Annotated in this window: 15 protein-coding genes and 3 tRNA genes; 13 read left to right on the plus strand and 5 right to left on the minus strand. The window is 60.7% G+C overall.

Annotation, left to right across the window (positions count from 1 at the left end; genetic code table 11):
- The first annotated feature begins 153 nt into the window (after positions 1-153).
- The 3 genes from KEM63_RS06020 (at position 154) to KEM63_RS06030 (ending at position 507) form a co-directional block, all read left to right on the plus strand.
- Positions 154-229, plus strand: a tRNA-Ala gene (locus KEM63_RS06020).
- Between the two features lie 82 nt (positions 230-311).
- Positions 312-387: transfer RNA gene (locus tag KEM63_RS06025), tRNA-Glu, on the plus strand.
- A gap of 44 nt (positions 388-431) precedes the next feature.
- Positions 432-507: transfer RNA gene (locus KEM63_RS06030), tRNA-Ala, on the plus strand.
- Positions 508-556: 49 nt separating this feature from the next.
- Here KEM63_RS06030 and KEM63_RS06035 read toward each other — a convergent pair.
- Positions 557-1,531: a phosphoribosyltransferase family protein gene (locus KEM63_RS06035; RefSeq protein ID WP_223655291.1), complete on the minus strand. Its 975-nt coding sequence runs from the start codon at positions 1,529-1,531 to the stop codon at positions 557-559.
- A gap of 235 nt (positions 1,532-1,766) precedes the next feature.
- Positions 1,767-4,013: an Orn/Lys/Arg family decarboxylase gene (locus KEM63_RS06040; RefSeq protein ID WP_223655292.1), complete on the minus strand. Its 2,247-nt coding sequence runs from the start codon at positions 4,011-4,013 to the stop codon at positions 1,767-1,769.
- 140 nt (positions 4,014-4,153) lie between these two features.
- Here KEM63_RS06040 and KEM63_RS06045 point away from each other — a divergent pair, with 140 nt between their 5' ends.
- Positions 4,154-4,600 carry an acyl-CoA thioesterase gene (locus KEM63_RS06045; RefSeq protein ID WP_223655293.1) on the plus strand — a complete coding sequence of 149 codons (447 nt, stop codon included), beginning with the start codon at positions 4,154-4,156 and terminating at the stop codon, positions 4,598-4,600.
- A gap of 94 nt (positions 4,601-4,694) precedes the next feature.
- Here KEM63_RS06045 and ppnP read toward each other — a convergent pair whose 3' ends face one another.
- A complete protein-coding gene (gene ppnP / locus KEM63_RS06050; RefSeq protein ID WP_223655294.1) occupies positions 4,695-4,976 on the minus strand; it encodes a pyrimidine/purine nucleoside phosphorylase in 282 nt (93 codons plus the stop codon).
- A gap of 148 nt (positions 4,977-5,124) precedes the next feature.
- Here ppnP and KEM63_RS06055 point away from each other — a divergent pair, with 148 nt between their 5' ends.
- The gene (locus tag KEM63_RS06055; RefSeq protein ID WP_223655295.1) at positions 5,125-5,409 is read left to right on the plus strand and encodes a DUF5666 domain-containing protein; all 285 of its coding nucleotides are present in this window, start codon (positions 5,125-5,127) and stop codon (positions 5,407-5,409) included.
- Positions 5,410-5,477: 68 nt separating this feature from the next.
- Positions 5,478-6,350 (plus strand): NAD(P)-dependent oxidoreductase, encoded by an 873-nt coding sequence (locus KEM63_RS06060; RefSeq protein ID WP_223655296.1) that lies wholly within the window; start codon positions 5,478-5,480, stop codon positions 6,348-6,350.
- Here KEM63_RS06060 and KEM63_RS06065 read toward each other — a convergent pair.
- Positions 6,334-6,681, minus strand: coding sequence for a DMT family protein (locus KEM63_RS06065; RefSeq protein ID WP_093391911.1), 348 nt, complete (start codon positions 6,679-6,681; stop codon positions 6,334-6,336). The genes KEM63_RS06060 and KEM63_RS06065 overlap by 17 nt on opposite strands.
- Positions 6,682-6,761: 80 nt before the next feature.
- On the opposite strand from KEM63_RS06065, the gene KEM63_RS06070 reads away from it, so the two are divergent.
- Positions 6,762-7,013 carry a YkgJ family cysteine cluster protein gene (locus KEM63_RS06070; protein WP_223655830.1) on the plus strand — a complete coding sequence of 84 codons (252 nt, stop codon included), beginning with the start codon at positions 6,762-6,764 and terminating at the stop codon, positions 7,011-7,013.
- 101 nt (positions 7,014-7,114) lie between these two features.
- Here the strand turns inward: KEM63_RS06070 and gltA are convergent, their stop codons facing one another.
- On the minus strand, positions 7,115-8,389 hold the full coding sequence (gltA, locus tag KEM63_RS06075; RefSeq protein WP_223655297.1) for a citrate synthase: 1,275 nt from the start codon (positions 8,387-8,389) through the stop codon (positions 7,115-7,117).
- 362 nt (positions 8,390-8,751) lie between these two features.
- On the opposite strand from gltA, the gene sdhC reads away from it, so the two are divergent.
- From sdhC to odhB, 6 genes are all read left to right on the plus strand, one after another.
- Entirely contained in the window at positions 8,752-9,126 is a 375-nt protein-coding gene (gene sdhC, locus KEM63_RS06080; RefSeq protein WP_223655831.1) for a succinate dehydrogenase, cytochrome b556 subunit, read from the plus strand.
- Positions 9,120-9,488, plus strand: coding sequence for a succinate dehydrogenase, hydrophobic membrane anchor protein (sdhD, locus tag KEM63_RS06085; protein ID WP_223655298.1), 369 nt, complete (start codon positions 9,120-9,122; stop codon positions 9,486-9,488). The genes sdhC and sdhD overlap by 7 nt, the downstream gene beginning before the upstream one ends.
- Positions 9,489-11,261: a succinate dehydrogenase flavoprotein subunit gene (gene sdhA / locus KEM63_RS06090; RefSeq protein WP_223655299.1), complete on the plus strand. Its 1,773-nt coding sequence runs from the start codon at positions 9,489-9,491 to the stop codon at positions 11,259-11,261.
- A 9-nt stretch (positions 11,262-11,270) separates the two neighbouring features.
- Positions 11,271-11,975, plus strand: coding sequence for a succinate dehydrogenase iron-sulfur subunit (locus KEM63_RS06095; RefSeq protein ID WP_223655300.1), 705 nt, complete (start codon positions 11,271-11,273; stop codon positions 11,973-11,975).
- Between the two features lie 307 nt (positions 11,976-12,282).
- Positions 12,283-15,120 (plus strand): 2-oxoglutarate dehydrogenase E1 component, encoded by a 2,838-nt coding sequence (locus KEM63_RS06100; protein ID WP_223655301.1) that lies wholly within the window; start codon positions 12,283-12,285, stop codon positions 15,118-15,120.
- 39 nt (positions 15,121-15,159) lie between these two features.
- Positions 15,160-16,425, plus strand: coding sequence for a 2-oxoglutarate dehydrogenase complex dihydrolipoyllysine-residue succinyltransferase (gene odhB / locus KEM63_RS06105; protein WP_223655302.1), 1,266 nt, complete (start codon positions 15,160-15,162; stop codon positions 16,423-16,425).
- Positions 16,426-16,456: the final 31 nt, after the last annotated feature.

Here is a 16,456-nt window from a genome sequence, read left to right on the forward strand (position 1 = left end):
GAAGCGGCTTCGACCCGGCTTGTAGCTTGTAGCTTGTAGCTTGCGACTATGGCTTGCCGCTGGTGGCTGTCGCCGCCTTTAAGTCGCTGTTTTACTGAAAATTCTGTTGACAGTGTTGGGCTGCAGACCTAATATGCGCCCCGTCATCACGACGGGGCTATAGCTCAGCTGGGAGAGCGCCTGCATGGCATGCAGGAGGTCAGCGGTTCGATCCCGCTTAGCTCCACCAAGTTTTTTAGGTCAGTGCTTCGGCGCTGACCTGTTTTCCACGATGCCCGGAGCGCCTAGCTTCGACGCATAGAAGGGTTTGCGTCCCCTTCGTCTAGTGGCCTAGGACACCGCCCTTTCACGGCGGTAACAGGGGTTCGAGTCCCCTAGGGGACGCCATTATCAGTAACCGGTACAGGGACGTGCCGGGGTCGCAAGACCACGGGGCTATAGCTCAGCTGGGAGAGCGCCTGCATGGCATGCAGGAGGTCAGCGGTTCGATCCCGCTTAGCTCCACCAATAAAAAAGCCGACAGTCATGTCGGCTTTTTTTCGTCCTTGATTTCCCTTCAGGCCGCTACCGGGCCCGGCCGCGGGCGAGAGGTCAGCAAGCGCAGACCTGCAGCAATCCGACGCTTGATGCCGAAACCCGATTGGCGGCGTTGCTGGCTGAGCAGTTCTTCGAGCATCTCCGGCAGGTACATCTGGTTGGTGTCGACGCAGAACACCGGTTTGCCTGAGATCCGCAGTATCTCCACCGCCTGCCGTGGCTCGCTTTCGATGAACAGCAGCGCATTGGGGTCGTTCTTGTAGACTTCTGCCTTCAACACGTGGTGCGCATTGGCGCGGCGCCGTTCCTCTGCCGAGGCCATGTTGAGCATATGCAGCTTGCCGTATTGCACGCCGTTGCGCTCCAGCCATTCCTCCGTCTCCTTGCGATACTTCTCGAGACGGCTGGTCACCAGATGCAGAGCCTGCGTCGTGGGGATATGCAGCGGCGCTGCGTTCTTCAGGAAGTCGATGTAGCGCTCACCGTCGTCATTCTGCTCGTGCGTCGGGTCAACACACAGCACCCCGTCGATATCCAGACACGCATGCCCGATGATCTCGTGGTGCATGATGCTCCACTCGAAAAAGCGCGGCAGCGGTAGCGCCTCGAGGCAGATGTCCACCTTGGAGACGTTTTCGGGGTTGACGAAGCCGGCCAGTGTGACCACGTCGCCGTCGAAGCAGGACGCCACCGCCTCCCGAGCACTGGCCATGGTCTTGCCGGTAGCGATGCTGGAATCAACCAGCAGAACCTTGCGTGCTTGATGTGGCTTGCTTGGGCTTGGCTTTCCCTGGCGGGGCGTGACCGGGTCGAGGTCTTCGTTACGCTGGAATGAGCGGAGGTCGGTCAGTGGAAGGTTGCTCTTCAGCGATAACATGCTGCCGAGCAACATGCCGCCGCGGGTGACTCCGACGATGAGTTCGATGTCTCGGGGCATCTGGCTACCGCATTGGTTTACCAGCGCCGATAGATCGTTCAAGGTTCTGTACTGCATAAGCTACTCCGTGTCCTGACCGCGCTGCGCTTCCGTGGCGAGCGACAGTGCCTTCGTATGAATCGACACCCTTTTGAGCGACGGTCCGGCGCATGGTTCCAAAATCTTCCCTACCTCGTGATCCAGGTCGCGCTCCCCGGCCTTGGCGGAGGACGCCCTGCGTCCTTGTTACTCATGCTCGGCGGAGAGTGTGACAGGTGTGTGACGTCCCCCGGAAAAGCGATGACTGGTGCGGTCAGATCAGGCAGTCCACGTAGTAACGGCGATCACCGCTCTCACTGGTGATGGATCGCGCGCCGTGTATGTCGCTTTCGAAGCCGGGGAAGCGCTCGTCCTGTTCGGCTGCGATGCGCAGATAGTCTGCGATGGCGGTGCTGTCGCCCGGAAAGCGCTCGCCCGGCATGATCACCGGGATACCAGGCGGGTAGGGCACGACCATCACGGCGGCGATCCGGCCGGCCAGCGCCTCGACCGGCACCATCTCGACCTGTCCGCGAACCATCTGCTGGTAGGCATCGGCCGGGCGCACGACGATCTCCGGCAGCTCGGTATAGATCTGGCGTAGCGTGCGGACCATGCGTTGTTCCTTGTAGAAGCGATGCATGTGCTGACACAGGTCCTGCAGCCCCATGTCGCGGTAGGCCTGGAAACCGGCGACACTCGGCAGGGTCATCTCCAGTGGTGCGTTGCTGTCGTACAGGCGCTTGAACTCCTGCAGCTCCGATACCAGCGTGCTCCACTTGCCCTTGGTGATGCCCAGCGAGAACAGGATCAGGAAGGAATACAGACCGGTCTTTTCCACGACCAGGCCTCGCTCGGCGAGAAAGCGCGTGACGATCGCTGCCGGGATGCCGCTTTTGGCCAGACGGCCGTGTTCTTCCACGCCCGGGGTGAGGAGGGTGACCTTGATCGGGTCGAGCAGGGCGTAGTCTTCGGCCATCTCGCCGAAGCCGTGCCACTCTGCTCGGTCATCCAGCGTCCAGTCGGATGGCGCCAGTTCGTCCGCTGCCAGCGACGCTTCGGGCTCCCAGACGTCGAACCACCATTCGTCTTCGTCCAGACGCTCGGCGGTCTGCTGCATCGCACGGCGGAAAGACAGGGCCTCGTCGAGCGTCTCCTGCACCAGCGAGCGACCCGGTGCGCCGGCCATCATGCCGGTGGTCACGTCGATCGAGGCGATGATGCCGTAATGCGGTGACGTGGAGGCGTGCATCATGAAAGCCTCGTTGAAGCGTTCCTCGTCCAGCTGCTGCTCGTCACTGTTTTCGGCAAGAATGATCGAGGCCTGCGACAGCGCCGCGAGTACCTTGTGTGGCGACTGTGTGGCAAACACCATGGGATGCCTGGCACGGGGGAAGCCGCGCTTGCGGCCCATGCCGTGGCGCCCGGCGTAGAACTCGTGAAACGCTGCGTAGCCGTACCAGGCTTCATCGAAATGCAGCACATCCACGGCATCCTCAAGCTCATCCTTGATCAGCTCGGCGTTGTAGCAGAGGCCGTCGTAGGTCGAATTGGTCAGCACGGCGAGGCGAATGCGCGGTTCGCGGCCCTGCAGCAGCGGATGCGCGGCGACCCGCTCGCGGATGCGTGCCGGGGAGAACGACTCCAGGCTGATCGGGCCGATGATGCCGTAGTCATTGCGCGAGCCGGTGAGGTACACGGGGATCGCTCCGGTCATGATGATCGCGTGCAGGATCGACTTGTGGCAGTTGCGGTCGACCAGCACCACGTCATCCCGGGTGACGTAGGCATGCCAGATAACCTTGTTCGCCGTTGAGGTGCCGTTGACCACATAGAAACTGTGGTCGGCGCCGAAGGTCCGCGCGGTGTTGGCCTCCGCAGCGGCGATGGGGCCGTTGTGGTCGAGTAGCGACCCCAGCCCTGGCACCGAGACCGAGAGGTCCGAGCGCAGCGTGTTTTCCCCAAAGAAGTCGTGGAATGCCCGACCGACAGGGCTCTTGCGAAACGCCACGCCACCGCCGTGCCCGGGGGAATGCCAGGAGTAGCTGGCCCGGCCGGTATAGTCGAGCAGGGCCTTGAAAAACGGCGGTAGCAGATTGGCCAGATACGAGCGGGCGGTCCGGGCGATCTGGCCGGCGATGAAGGGCAGGGTATCCTCGAACAGATAGATGATGCCGCGCAGCTGATGCAGCTCACGCAGCTCGGCGAGCTGGGCGTTGTCGAGGTTCTGCCGGGTGGTCAGGGCCATGATCGGCAGTTCGGGCGAGCGCGAGTGGGCGGCTTCGAACAGCGCCCTGATCGGCTCCAGATCGTCGGCAGCGTCTGCCGTAAACAGAATGCAGGAGAGGCCGCGATGCGCTTCGGCGATCAGCCGTCCTTCGTCGATGGACGCGGTGGCCAGGACCTCCAGGCCCTCCTGCTTCAATGCCTTGAACAGGTCTGCCAGCTGGGTGCCGGCAACATCGTTCTTGCCAATATGCGGGTTGATGACAAGTATCGGGAAATGCAAATGCTTGAACATGGAGCCTCGTTCCTGGTGAGCCTGTTGCAAGACTAGCCCAGCGGGCTGCGCGCGGCACTTCATTCCTCGTGCCGGGGGACGGTGTTATCCTGCCCGCCCAGCACCACAAGCCCGCCGACGTTCGATAAGGGAGTACACCCGTGAATTGGGATTTTGATAATCCGCATACTTACGACATTACTGTGCAAGCCGACGATATCGACGAGCTCGGGCATGCGAACAACGCAATCTACGTTCGCTGGCTGGAGCGCTGTGCGTGGCAGCATTCAAAGTCGCTGGGGCTGGGACTGGACGAGTACCGCGAGCTGGACCGCGCCATGGCGATTGTTCATCACCAGATCGATTACCTCGCTGCCGGGTACGAGGGCGATGAACTGACCATGGCCACATGGATCGTGCATTGGGACAAGAAGCTGCGGATGACCCGGCATTTTCAGTTATGCCGGAAAAGCGACGGCGCCACCCTGCTGCGGGCCCGCACCACCTTCGCCTGTATAGAACTGAGTACCGGCAGACCAAAACGCATGCCGCCAATCTTCATCGAAGGGTACGGCAAGGCGATAAGCGCTGACGCAACGGCCGAGTGATCGGCCGGCCGGAGCGGATCGCGCCGAGTCGTCGCTCCCTCCATCCGGAGCAGGACGCTGGAAGGCGTGACCCGCTGCGACCCGCGGGGCAGGCTTAACGATACTCGCAGAGGTAGGCGGTGTCCTGCTCGACCTTGAGCTGAAACTTGCTGTTGGCCGGCACGGTGAATTGCGATCCGCCGGCGTAGTCATTCCACTCGTCACTCCCCGGTAGCTTGACGGTCAGCTTGCCGGTCACCACATGCATGATTTCCAGCTGGCTGGTGCCGAACTCGTACTCGCCTGGAGCCATCACGCCGATGGTTGCGGCGCCTTCCGGCTGCTGCAGAGCGATGGAAGCGACCTTGCCTTCGAAATACTCATTGACCTTGAACATCGACAACTCCTGGGGACTGACGGGAAGAGGGGCGCCATTATGCCGAGCGGCCTATCGGCTCGGCAATCACCGCGTGCTGGGTAATGCTGACCGGGCGCGCGTCGCTTCTTCTTCTATACTCGCTGGACAGTCACAGCGGAGAACAACCATGAAACAGATCAGATCTGTCCTGGGACTCGGGCTGGCAGCGGCGGCGTGGTGTGGTGCGCTGCATGCGGCCGAGCTGGTCGGCGTCGTCCAGGAGCTTGATGCCCGGGAAGGGACGATTGTTGTCGAAGGAATCGAGTTTCACGTGGTAGAAAACACCGATTTCGACATGGAACTGGGCGGCTACGCAGACCTCGAGAATGGTCAGCGGGTCGAGATCGACTACGACGTGTCAGAAGGGCGGCATATCATCAATCAGATCCGTCCCGAGATATCGGAGCTATGAAGGCCTTACGGGGCACTCTGTTATGATCGATCCTCGACGGGGCCAGAGCGAAGCATAACGGGGAAGACATGGCGAGCATCGCATTCATCGGATTAGGCGTTATGGGCTTTCCCATGGCCGGCCACCTCAAGCGTGCCGGGCACGAGGTAACGGTCTACAACCGCACCACGGCGAAGGCCGCGCTGTGGACTGAGCAGCACGGTGGCGAATCACGCGAGACGCCTGCGCTGGCCGCGACCGAGCAGGACATGATCATGCTGTGTGTGGGCAACGATGACGATCTGCGCGAGGTGGTCGCCGGCCCCGACGGCGTGCTTGCCGGCGCTCGCAAGGGCGCAGTGATCGTCGATCACACCACATCGTCTGCGACGGTTGCACGTGAGCTCGCAGCCTTGTGTCAGGAGAAGGGCATCGGCTTTCTCGATGCGCCTGTTTCCGGTGGCGAAGCCGGTGCGGTGAGCGGTCAGCTGACCATCATGGTGGGCGGCGATGAATCGGTCTATGACCTGGTGCGCCCGGTCCTCAACGCCTATGCGAAGATGACCCGCCACATGGGCCAAGTGGGCTGCGGGCAGCTGACCAAGATGGTCAATCAGATCTGTATCGCCGGGTTGGTTCAGGGTCTCTCCGAGGCATTGCACTTCGCGCAGAATGCCGGGCTGGACGGCGAGTCGGCGATGGCGGTCATTGGCAAGGGCGCCGCCCAGTCCTGGCAGCTGGATAACCGCCACAAGACCATGCTGGCGGGGGAATTCGATTTTGGTTTCGCCGTCGACTGGATGCGCAAGGACCTGTCGATCGTGCTGGATGAGGCCAGGCGCAACGGGTCGCAGCTTCCGGTCACTGCTCTGGTCGATCAGTTCTATGCCGACGTGCAGGCTGCCGGCGGCGGGCGCTGGGATACTTCCAGTCTGATCACCCGCCTTACCCGCGGAAGATGAAATACACCGCGCCGAGCAAACACAGGCCGGCCCATAGATAGTCGAGCTTCAAAGGCTGTTGCAGAAAGTAGACCGCGAACGGTACGAACACGCATAGCGTGATGACCTCCTGCATGATCTTCAGCTGCGCCACGTTCAGCTCCGTATAGCCGATGCGGTTGGCTGGCACCATGAGCAGATACTCGAACAGGGCTATGCCCCAGCTGACCAGTGCCGCTATGATCCACGGCTTGCTGTTCAGTGCCTTCAGGTGCCCGTACCAGGCAAACGTCATGAATACGTTGGACAGGGTCAGCAACAGGGCGGTCTGCGCCCAGACGGGTAAAGACATTCGACGCCACCTCCGGATCATGGTGGCGCGAGCATAGGCTCAAGCCGGATTTTCGCCAAGAGGGTTAGCCAGTCGTGAGCATAAGCTGCCGACCGGGCTGCGGTGCATGCTGCATCGCGCCATCCATTTCGTCAGCCATGCCGGGCATGCCGGCCGGCAAGCCCGCGGGTGTCCCGTGCATTCATCTGCTTGCGGACAAGCGCTGTGCCATCTTCGAGTCACCTGAACGGCCTGCGGTGTGTGCGGCATTTCAGGCCGATGCTGCAATCTGCGGAGAGGGCCCGCTGGAAGCGCTCGCCATCCTGCGGTGGCTGGAGGCAGAAACCGCCTGAGGGGCCGGAGCAACGGCCGACTGCCGGTGGCACACGCGCGTGGCCTGAGGAATCGCAGACAATAAAAAACCCCGCGATGCGGGGTTTTTCGTTCAGCATGATTACTTGGTGGGGTAATCGCGCTGAGTGGCGCCGGTGTACAGCTGACGCGGGCGACCGATCTTGTACGGGCCGCTGATCATCTCATTCCAGTGGGCAATCCAGCCCGGCGTACGGCCGGTGGCGAAGATCACCGTGAACATTTCGGTGGGAATACCAATCGCCTTGAGGATGATGCCCGAGTAGAAGTCGACGTTCGGGTACAGGTTGCGCTCGATGAAGTAGGGGTCGGTCCGGGCAATTTCTTCCAGCTTCATTGCCAGTTCCAGCTGCGGGTCGTTGATACCCAGCTCGCTCAGTACTTCGTCACAGGTCTGCTTCATGACCTTGGCGCGCGGATCGAAGTTCTTGTAGACGCGGTGGCCGAAGCCCATCAGCTTGAACGGATCGTCCTTGTCCTTGGCCTTGGCGACGAATTTCTCGATGTTCGATACATCACCGATTTCGTCGAGCATGCGCAGAACGGCTTCGTTTGCACCACCGTGCGCCGGTCCCCACAGGGCGGCGATGCCGGCTGCGATACAGGCGAACGGGTTCGCGCCGGAAGAGCCGGCCAGGCGAACGGTGGAGGTGGACGCGTTCTGCTCGTGGTCGGCATGCAGAACGAAGATGCGATCCATGGCCTTGGCCAGTACCGGGTTGACCTTCTTCTCGTCACATGGCGTGTTGAACATCATGTGCAGGAAGTTCTCGGAATACGAGAGATCGTTGCGCGGGTACATCATCGGCTGACCCATGGAGTACTTGTACACCATGGCGGCGAGAGTCGGCATCTTGGCGATCAGGCGCACCGCGGAAATCTCGCGATGGTGCGGATCGTTGATGTCCAGGGAGTCGTGGTAGAAGGCAGAGAGGGCGCCGACTACGCCGCACATGATAGCCATCGGGTGCGCGTCACGGCGGAAACCGTTGAAGAACGTCTTGAGCTGTTCGTGCACCATTGTGTGGTTCTTGATGGTGCTGTCGAATGTCTTCTTCTCTTCGTCGCTGGGCAGTTCGCCCTTGAGCAGCAGGTAGCAGGTTTCGAGGAAATCGGCCTTTTCGGCGAGCTGTTCGATCGGGTAACCGCGGTGGAGCAGGACGCCTTTCTCACCATCAATAAAGGTGATCTTGGATTCGCACGAAGAGGTAGCCATGAAGCCGGGGTCAAAGGTGAAGATACCCTCGGAGGTCAGGCCGCGTACATCTACTACATCCGGACCAAGGGTGCCAGAATAGACTGGCAGGTCAATGGGGGCAGCGCCCTCGATGATCAACTGCGCCTTTTTGTCAGCCATGAATGGCCTCCTGTTTTGCTGTATCGAAAGTGTGACCCCCCACGCAGGGCCCGCATCACTATAAGGTGATAATCCCGTTTGTCAATTCTACTGATAGTGAATGGATATCACCGCCATAAATGACTTTTATAGACGCCCTAAATAGGGGCGACAGCCGCGCAACTACGCGGCTCGGCGGGTGTATCGAAGCCGGCGTTTGCGTTGTAATCAAGGGGGTAACTCTCTATACTCCATGACCGGCAAAGTGACCCATCCGGCTTCCCCTGGAAGCGCACCACGGGGTCATTGAGGTACCCACGTAGTACAAGTGCACCTTCCTATAATCCAGCCCTGACCACAGGGCCATGAGTGTGAATATAGCCGTGAAAAGCAAAAGACCTGTCAACCTAGATCTCAGGACAATCAGACTTCCTGTCACAGCCTATTCGTCTATTGCTCACCGTATTTCGGGCGTCATCCTGTTCATCGCCATTGCTGCCCTGCTTTGGATGCTGGACCGGTCGCTCAGTTCCGAAAGCGGCTTCGAGCAAGTCGGGGCAATCATGCAGCATCCGCTGGCCAAGCTGATCCTCTGGGTCATCCTGTCTGCGCTGCTGTATCACCTGGTCGCGGGTATCCGCCACCTGCTGATGGACGCAGGTCTGGGTGAAAGCCTGGAAGGCGGCATTCTTGGAGCCAAGGTGGTTCTGGTGCTGTCGGCCGTTCTGATCGTTCTTCTGGGGGTATGGATATGGTAACCAGCGTCACCAACCTGTCTCGTAGCGGTTTGTATGACTGGATGGCACAGCGGGTTTCCGCCGTGCTGCTGGCTGCCTACACGCTTTTCCTGCTCGGCTATTTTCTGGCTAACCCGGACCTCACCTACGAGCAGTGGGCCGGGCTCTTCAGTCAGAATTGGATGCGCATCTTCAGCCTGCTTACTCTCGTCGCGCTTGCCGTGCACGCCTGGGTAGGCATGTGGACCATTTCAACCGATTACCTGACCCCGATGGCCATGGGCAAGGCTGCTACCGTCGTGCGTTTCCTGTTCCAGGTCGCATGCGGGCTGCTGATGTTCGTGCTGTTCGTCTGGGGCGTTCAGATTCTGTGGGGTTTCTAAATGGCTAGCATCCGTACTCTGACTTTCGACGCCATCATTGTAGGTGGCGGCGGCGCAGGCATGCGTGCCGCGCTGCAACTGGCGCAGGGCGGTCACAAGACTGCCGTTGTGACCAAGGTATTCCCGACTCGCTCGCACACCGTATCCGCCCAGGGCGGCATCACCTGTGCCATCGCTTCGGCCGATCCGAACGATGACTGGCGCTGGCACATGTACGATACCGTCAAGGGTTCCGACTATATCGGTGACCAGGACGCTATCGAGTACATGTGTTCCGTGGGCCCCGAAGCCGTATTCGAGCTCGAGCACATGGGTCTGCCTTTCTCGCGTACCGAGCAGGGCCGCATCTATCAGCGTCCGTTCGGTGGCCAGTCCAAGGGTCCGGACAACCCGACCCAGGCAGCCCGTACCTGTGCCGCAGCCGACCGTACCGGTCACGCGCTGCTGCACACGCTCTATGAAAACAACGTCAAGCACGACACTACCTTCCTTAATGAATGGTATGCAGTCGACCTGGTGAAAAACCAGGACGGCGCCGTCGTCGGCGTTATCGCCATCTGCATCGAAACCGGCGAGACCGTCTACATCCGCTCCAAGGCGACCGTGCTCGCTACCGGCGGGGCAGGCCGTATCTATGCATCGACCACCAATGCCCTGATCAACACCGGCGATGGCATCGGCATGGCGCTGCGTGCGGGTGTTCCGGTTCAGGACATCGAGATGTGGCAGTTCCACCCGACCGGTATCGCTGGTGCAGGTACGCTGGTAACCGAAGGTTGCCGTGGTGAAGGTGGCTATCTGATCAACAAGCACGGTGAGCGCTTCATGGAGCGTTATGCTCCGAACGCGAAAGATCTTGCCGGTCGCGACGTGGTTGCACGTTCGATGGTCAAGGAAATCCTCGCCGGCAACGGCTGTGGCCCGGATGGCGATCACGTGATGCTCAAGCTCGATCACCTCGGCGAGGAAGTGCTGCACAGCCGCCTGCCGGGTATCTGCGAGCTGTCCAAGACGTTCGCTCACGTCGACCCGGTCACCGCGCCGATTCCCGTTGTGCCGACCTGCCACTACATGATGGGCGGCATCGCCACCAACATTCATGGTCAGGCGATCACCCAGGATGCCAGCGGCACTGATCAGATCATTCCCGGCCTGTTTGCCGTGGGTGAAGTCGCTTGCGTATCGGTTCATGGCGCCAACCGTCTCGGCGGCAACTCGCTGCTCGATCTGGTGGTGTTCGGCCGGGCTGCCGGCCTGCATCTGGAATCAGCGCTCAAGGAAGGCATTGAATACCGCGGCGCATCAGAGTCCGACATCGACGCCTCGCTGGCTCGCCTGTCCGGGCTGAACGATCGCTCCAGCGGCGAAGACGTCGCCCCGCTGCGCAAGGAACTGCAGAACTGCATGCAGAACTACTTCGGTGTATTCCGTACCGGCGAGTTCATGCAGAAGGGCATCCGGCAATTGGCTGACCTGCGCGAGCGTATCGCCACGGTCAAGATCAACGATAAGAGCCAGGCATTCAACACTGCGCGCATTGAAGCACTGGAACTGCAAAACCTGCTCGAGGTTGCCGAAGCAACTGCCATCGCGGCAGAAGCTCGCACCGAGAGCCGTGGTGCACACGCTCGTGAAGACTACGAGGATCGTGACGACGTGAACTGGCTGTGCCACAGCCTGTACATGCCGGCGACCAAGGAGCTGAAGAAGCGTGCCGTCAATTTCGCACCGAAGACCGTTCCGGCATTTGAACCCAAAGTGCGTACTTACTAAGGTGACCCTATGTTGCAAGTGAGTGTCTACCGCTACAACCCGGAGACCGACAAGGCTCCTTACATGCAGGACTTCCAGGTCGATACCGGCGGGAAGGACGTGATGGTTCTCGACGTGCTGGCTCTGGTCAAGGAGCAGGACGTCGGCATGGCCTACCGTCGCTCGTGCCGTGAAGGCGTGTGTGGTTCGGACGGCATGAACATCAACGGCAGAAACGGCCTGGCGTGCATCACTCCGCTGTCCGCGGTAGTGAAGAACAACAAGCTGGTGCTGCGTCCGTTGACCGGTTTGCCGGTAATCCGTGACCTGGTCGTGGATATGAGCATCTTCTACAAGCAATACGAAAAGGTTCAACCGTATTTGCAGAACGAGACCCCGGCGCCAGCTATCGAGCGTCTGCAGTCTCCGGAAGAACGGGAAAAGCTGGACGGGCTCTACGAGTGCATTCTGTGCGCGTGCTGTTCGTCTTCCTGCCCCTCGTTCTGGTGGAATCCGGACAAGTTCATCGGTCCCGCAGGCCTGCTCAAGGCTTACCGGTTCCTGGCGGACAGCCGTGATACCAAGACCGAAGACCGCCTGGCTGCGCTGGACGATCCGTTCAGCATCTTCCGCTGCCGCGGCATCATGAACTGTGTGAACGTTTGCCCGAAGGGTCTGAACCCTACCCGTGCAATCGGCCACATCCGCAACATGCTGCTGCAGAGCGGGACCTGATCGGTTCTGTTCGGCATTACGTTTGGCCTGTGCTGGCTCCTTCACCGGGAGCCGGCCAGTTTTTTGATCGAGCCGCAGCCCACAAAGCCGCGGTTTGTTTGTACGTAAAAACCAACAGGGGCAATCGGGTAACACCCGAACTATCTGTCGGGGCCGGCAATACTCCGGTTTAGCAGAGCCAGATGGGGCAGGAGCATCAGCGACACTGATGTGGGCCAGCGCCGGATGTTCTGCACGGATGGCAGTGTTTTTGCCAGGTTAATGGTCTTGGAGCCAGGTGGTGTCCCCTTATAGAGGGTGACCAAGCATGCCAGACAGCGATATGCAGCAGCTGTGGAGCACCTCCCATCTATCAGGTGGGAATGCGTCCTATGTTGAAGAGCTTTACGAGCTCTATCTGCACGACCCCAATAGCATCGCCGATGAATGGCGCAGCTATTTCCAGAAACTGCCGCAGGTTAACGGCCACGCCGCCTCGGACGTTTCTCATTCCACGATTCGTGAGCACTTCCTTTCATTAGGCAAGGGTTTGCGCCGTCCCCAGGGCGCCGTCAGCGGCACCGTCAGCAGCGATCACGAGAAGAAACAGGTCGATGTGCTCCGGCTCATCCAGGCTTTCCGCATGCGTGGCCACCAGGCGTCGCAACTCGATCCGCTGGGACTGTGGAAGCGGGAAGAAATCGTTGATCTGACGCTGGCCGACTACGGCCTGACCGAAGCCGATCTGGACACCAGGTTCCGCACCGGGGAAATGTTCATCGGCAAGGAAGAAGCTACCCTCCGTGAGATTCTTGATTCGCTGAGGTCGACTTACAGCTCGACCTACGGCGCCGAATACATGCACATCGTCGACTCCAATCAGCGCCGCTGGTTTCAGCAGCGCCTGGAAAGCGTACGTGGCAAGCCGCAGCACTCGGTAGAGAGCAAGCGCCACCTGCTCGAGCGTCTGACCGCGGCCGAGGGTCTGGAAAAGTATCTGGGTACCAAGTATCCGGGCACCAAGCGCTTCGGTGTGGAAGGCGGTGAAAGCCTTATCCCCATGCTTGACGAGATCATTCAGCGTTCCGGCTCCTACGGTACGCAGGAAGTGGTCCTCGGCATGGCCCACCGCGGCCGACTGAACGTGCTGGTCAACACCCTCGGCAAGAACCCGCGTGACCTGTTCGACGAGTTCGAAGGCAAGAAGCAGATCAACCTGGGCTCCGGTGACGTCAAATATCACCAGGGCTTCTCCTCGAACGTGATGACCTCCGGCGGCGAAGTCCACCTCGCGCTGGCGTTCAACCCCTCGCACCTGGAGATCGTTTCGCCGGTTGTGGAAGGCTCCGTACGTGCGCGCCAGGATCGTCGCAAAGACGCCAGCGGTGACAAGGTGCTGCCGATCAACATCCATGGCGACGCGGCATTCGCCGGCCAGGGTGTGGTCATGGAAACCTTCCAGATGTCTCAGACCCGGGCTTATAAGACCGGTGGGACCATCCACATCATCGTCAACAACCAGGTCGGCTTCACCACCAGTCGTCAGGATGACGCGCGCTCCACCGAGTACGCGACCGACGTGGCGAAGATGATCCAGGCGCCGATCTTCCATGTGAATGGCGATGATCCCGAGGCGGTTCTGTTCGTTACCCAGCTGGCAGTCGACTACCGCATGCAGTTCAAGCGTGACGTGGTGATCGACCTGGTCTGCTACCGTCGTCGCGGGCACAACGAGGCTGACGAGCCATCCGGCACCCAGCCGCTGATGTACGAGAAGATCGCCAAGCATCCCACTACCCGCGACATCTATGCCGAGCGGCTGGTGAAGGAAGGCGTGCTGACCTCGGACCAGGTGCAGGAACGGATCGAGGAATACCGCACGGCGCTGGACAATGGCGACCACGTGGTCAAGAGCCTGGTTAAAGAGCCGGATCGTAGCTCGTTCGTCGACTGGGCGCCTTACCTGGGCCATACCTGGACCGCGCGTCACGACACCCGCTTCGACCTGAAGACCCTGCAGGAACTCGCCAACCGCCTGAACACGTTGCCGGACGGCCTGGTGCTGCAGCGTCAGGTCGGCAAGATCGTCGAAGACCGTCGCAAGATGGCCGCAGGCGCCCTGGCGATGAACTGGGGTTTTGCAGAAACCATGGCCTACGCCACGCTGCTGCATGAAGGCCATCCGATCCGCATTACGGGCCAGGACGTCGGTCGCGGGACGTTCTCGCACCGTCACGCCGTGCTGCACAACCAGAAGACCGGCGACGCCTATGTGCCGCTGGCGAATCTGGCGGAGACCCAGCCGCGTTTCGATATCTATGACTCGCTGCTCTCGGAAGAGGCGGTGCTGGCCTTCGAATACGGCTACGCCACCACCACGCCCAACGCGCTGGTGATCTGGGAAGCGCAATTCGGTGACTTCGCCAACGGCGCGCAGGTCGTGATCGACCAGTTCATCACCAGTGGTGAGCACAAGTGGGGCCGCCTGTGCGGTCTGACCATGCTGCTGCCGCACGGCTACGAAGGGCAGGGCCCGGAGCACTCCTCGGCACGCCTGGAGCGCTTCCTGCAGCTGTCGGCCGAACACAACATCCAGGTCTGCGTACCGACGACGCCGGCTCAGGTTTACCACATGCTGCGCCGTCAGGTGATTCGCCCGCTGCGCAAGCCTCTGATCGCCATGACACCCAAATCGCTGCTGCGCCACAAACTGGCCACTTCGAGCCTGGAAGATCTCGCCGACGGTTCGTTCCAGACCGTCATCCCCGAGATCGACACGATCGATCCGAACAAGGTCGACCGCGTCATCCTGTGCAGCGGCAAAGTGTATTACGACCTGTTGGAAAAGCGCCGCAACGAAGGCAACGAGTCGACTGCAATCCTCCGCATCGAGCAGCTCTACCCGTTCCCGGAAGACGATCTGGCAGAAGTGATGGCACCGTATACCGGACTGCAGAAGGTCATCTGGTGTCAGGAAGAGCCGATGAACCAGGGCGCCTGGTACCCGAGCCAGCATCACATGCGTCGGGTCATCGCCCAGCACTCGGTCAAGAATCTGTATCTGGACTACGCTGGTCGGGAGGCCTCGGCCGCACCCGCCGGGGGTTACGCGTCCGCACACGCCGAGCAACAGGAAAAACTCCTGCAAGACGCCTTCACCCTCTGAAGCATCTGGCAGACATCAAAGAATCGATAAGGATCGACAATGGCTATTGAAATCAAAGCCCCGACTTTCCCGGAATCGGTTGCCGACGGCACCGTCGCGACCTGGCACAAGCAACCCGGCGATGCCGTCAAGCGCGACGAGCTGATCGTCGACATCGAAACGGACAAGGTCGTGATTGAAGTACTGGCCGAAGCCGATGGCGTGCTCGGTGACATCGTCAAGGGTGAAGGCGAAACCGTGCTCAGTGAAGAGTTGCTGGGCACCCTGAACGAAGGCGCGGCAGCCGCGCCCGCCGCGAAATCCGAGTCCAAGCCGGCTGACAGCGCTCAAGCGTCATCGTCGGCACCGGCGCAGGCACAGTCTGCTGCCAGCTACGGTTCCGAAGCTGCCGACGAGCCGATGTTGTCGCCCGCCGCCCGCAAGATCGCTGAAGAAAACGGCCTGTCCCTGTCTACCATCACCGGCACCGGCAAGGGCGGCCGCGTCACCAAGGAAGACGTGGTGGCTGCGGTGGAAGCCAAGAAAAATGCGCCGGCCAAGCCCGCCGCTCCGGCAGCCAAGCCGGCTGCTGCAGCGCCGTCGGTATCGCTGGGCGAGGGCGATCGCGTCGAGAAGCGCGTTCCGATGACCCGCCTGCGTGCGCGGATTGCCGAGCGTCTGGTCGACGCCCAGTCGAGCATGGCCATGCTGACCACCTTCAACGAGGTCAACATGAAGCCGGTCATGGACCTGCGCAGCAAGTACAAGGATCTGTTCGAGAAGAAGCACAATGGCGTACGCCTGGGCTTCATGTCGTTCTTCGTCAAGGCAGCGACCGAAGCGTTGAAGCGCTTCCCGGCCGTCAACGCGTCGATCGATGGCAACGACATCGTCTATCACGGTTATCAGGATATCGGCGTTGCCGTGTCCAGCGACCGCGGTCTGGTCGTGCCGATCCTGCGCAACACCGAATTCATGAGCCTGGCCACCATCGAAGGCACCATCGCCGATTACGGCCGCAAGGCGCGTGACGGAAAGCTGTCGATGGAAGAAATGACTGGCGGGACCTTCACCATCTCCAACGGCGGCGTATTCGGCTCGCTGTTGTCCTCGCCGATCGTCAACCCGCCGCAGGCTGCGATCCTCGGTATGCACAAGATCCAGGAGCGCCCGATGGCGGTCAACGGTCAGGTGGTCATCCTGCCGATGATGTATCTGGCACTGTCCTACGATCACCGCCTGATCGACGGCAAGGAAGCCGTGAGCTTCCTGGTCGCCATCAAGGAACTGCTGGAAGATCCGGCTCGCCTGCTGCTGGACGTCTGATCCGGCTGTAACACGCCAGCGCTAAGCTGCC

The sequence above is a fragment of the Halopseudomonas nanhaiensis genome, assembly GCF_020025155.1.
In the GTDB taxonomy this organism is placed as follows: Bacteria; Pseudomonadota; Gammaproteobacteria; order Pseudomonadales; family Pseudomonadaceae; genus Halopseudomonas; species Halopseudomonas nanhaiensis.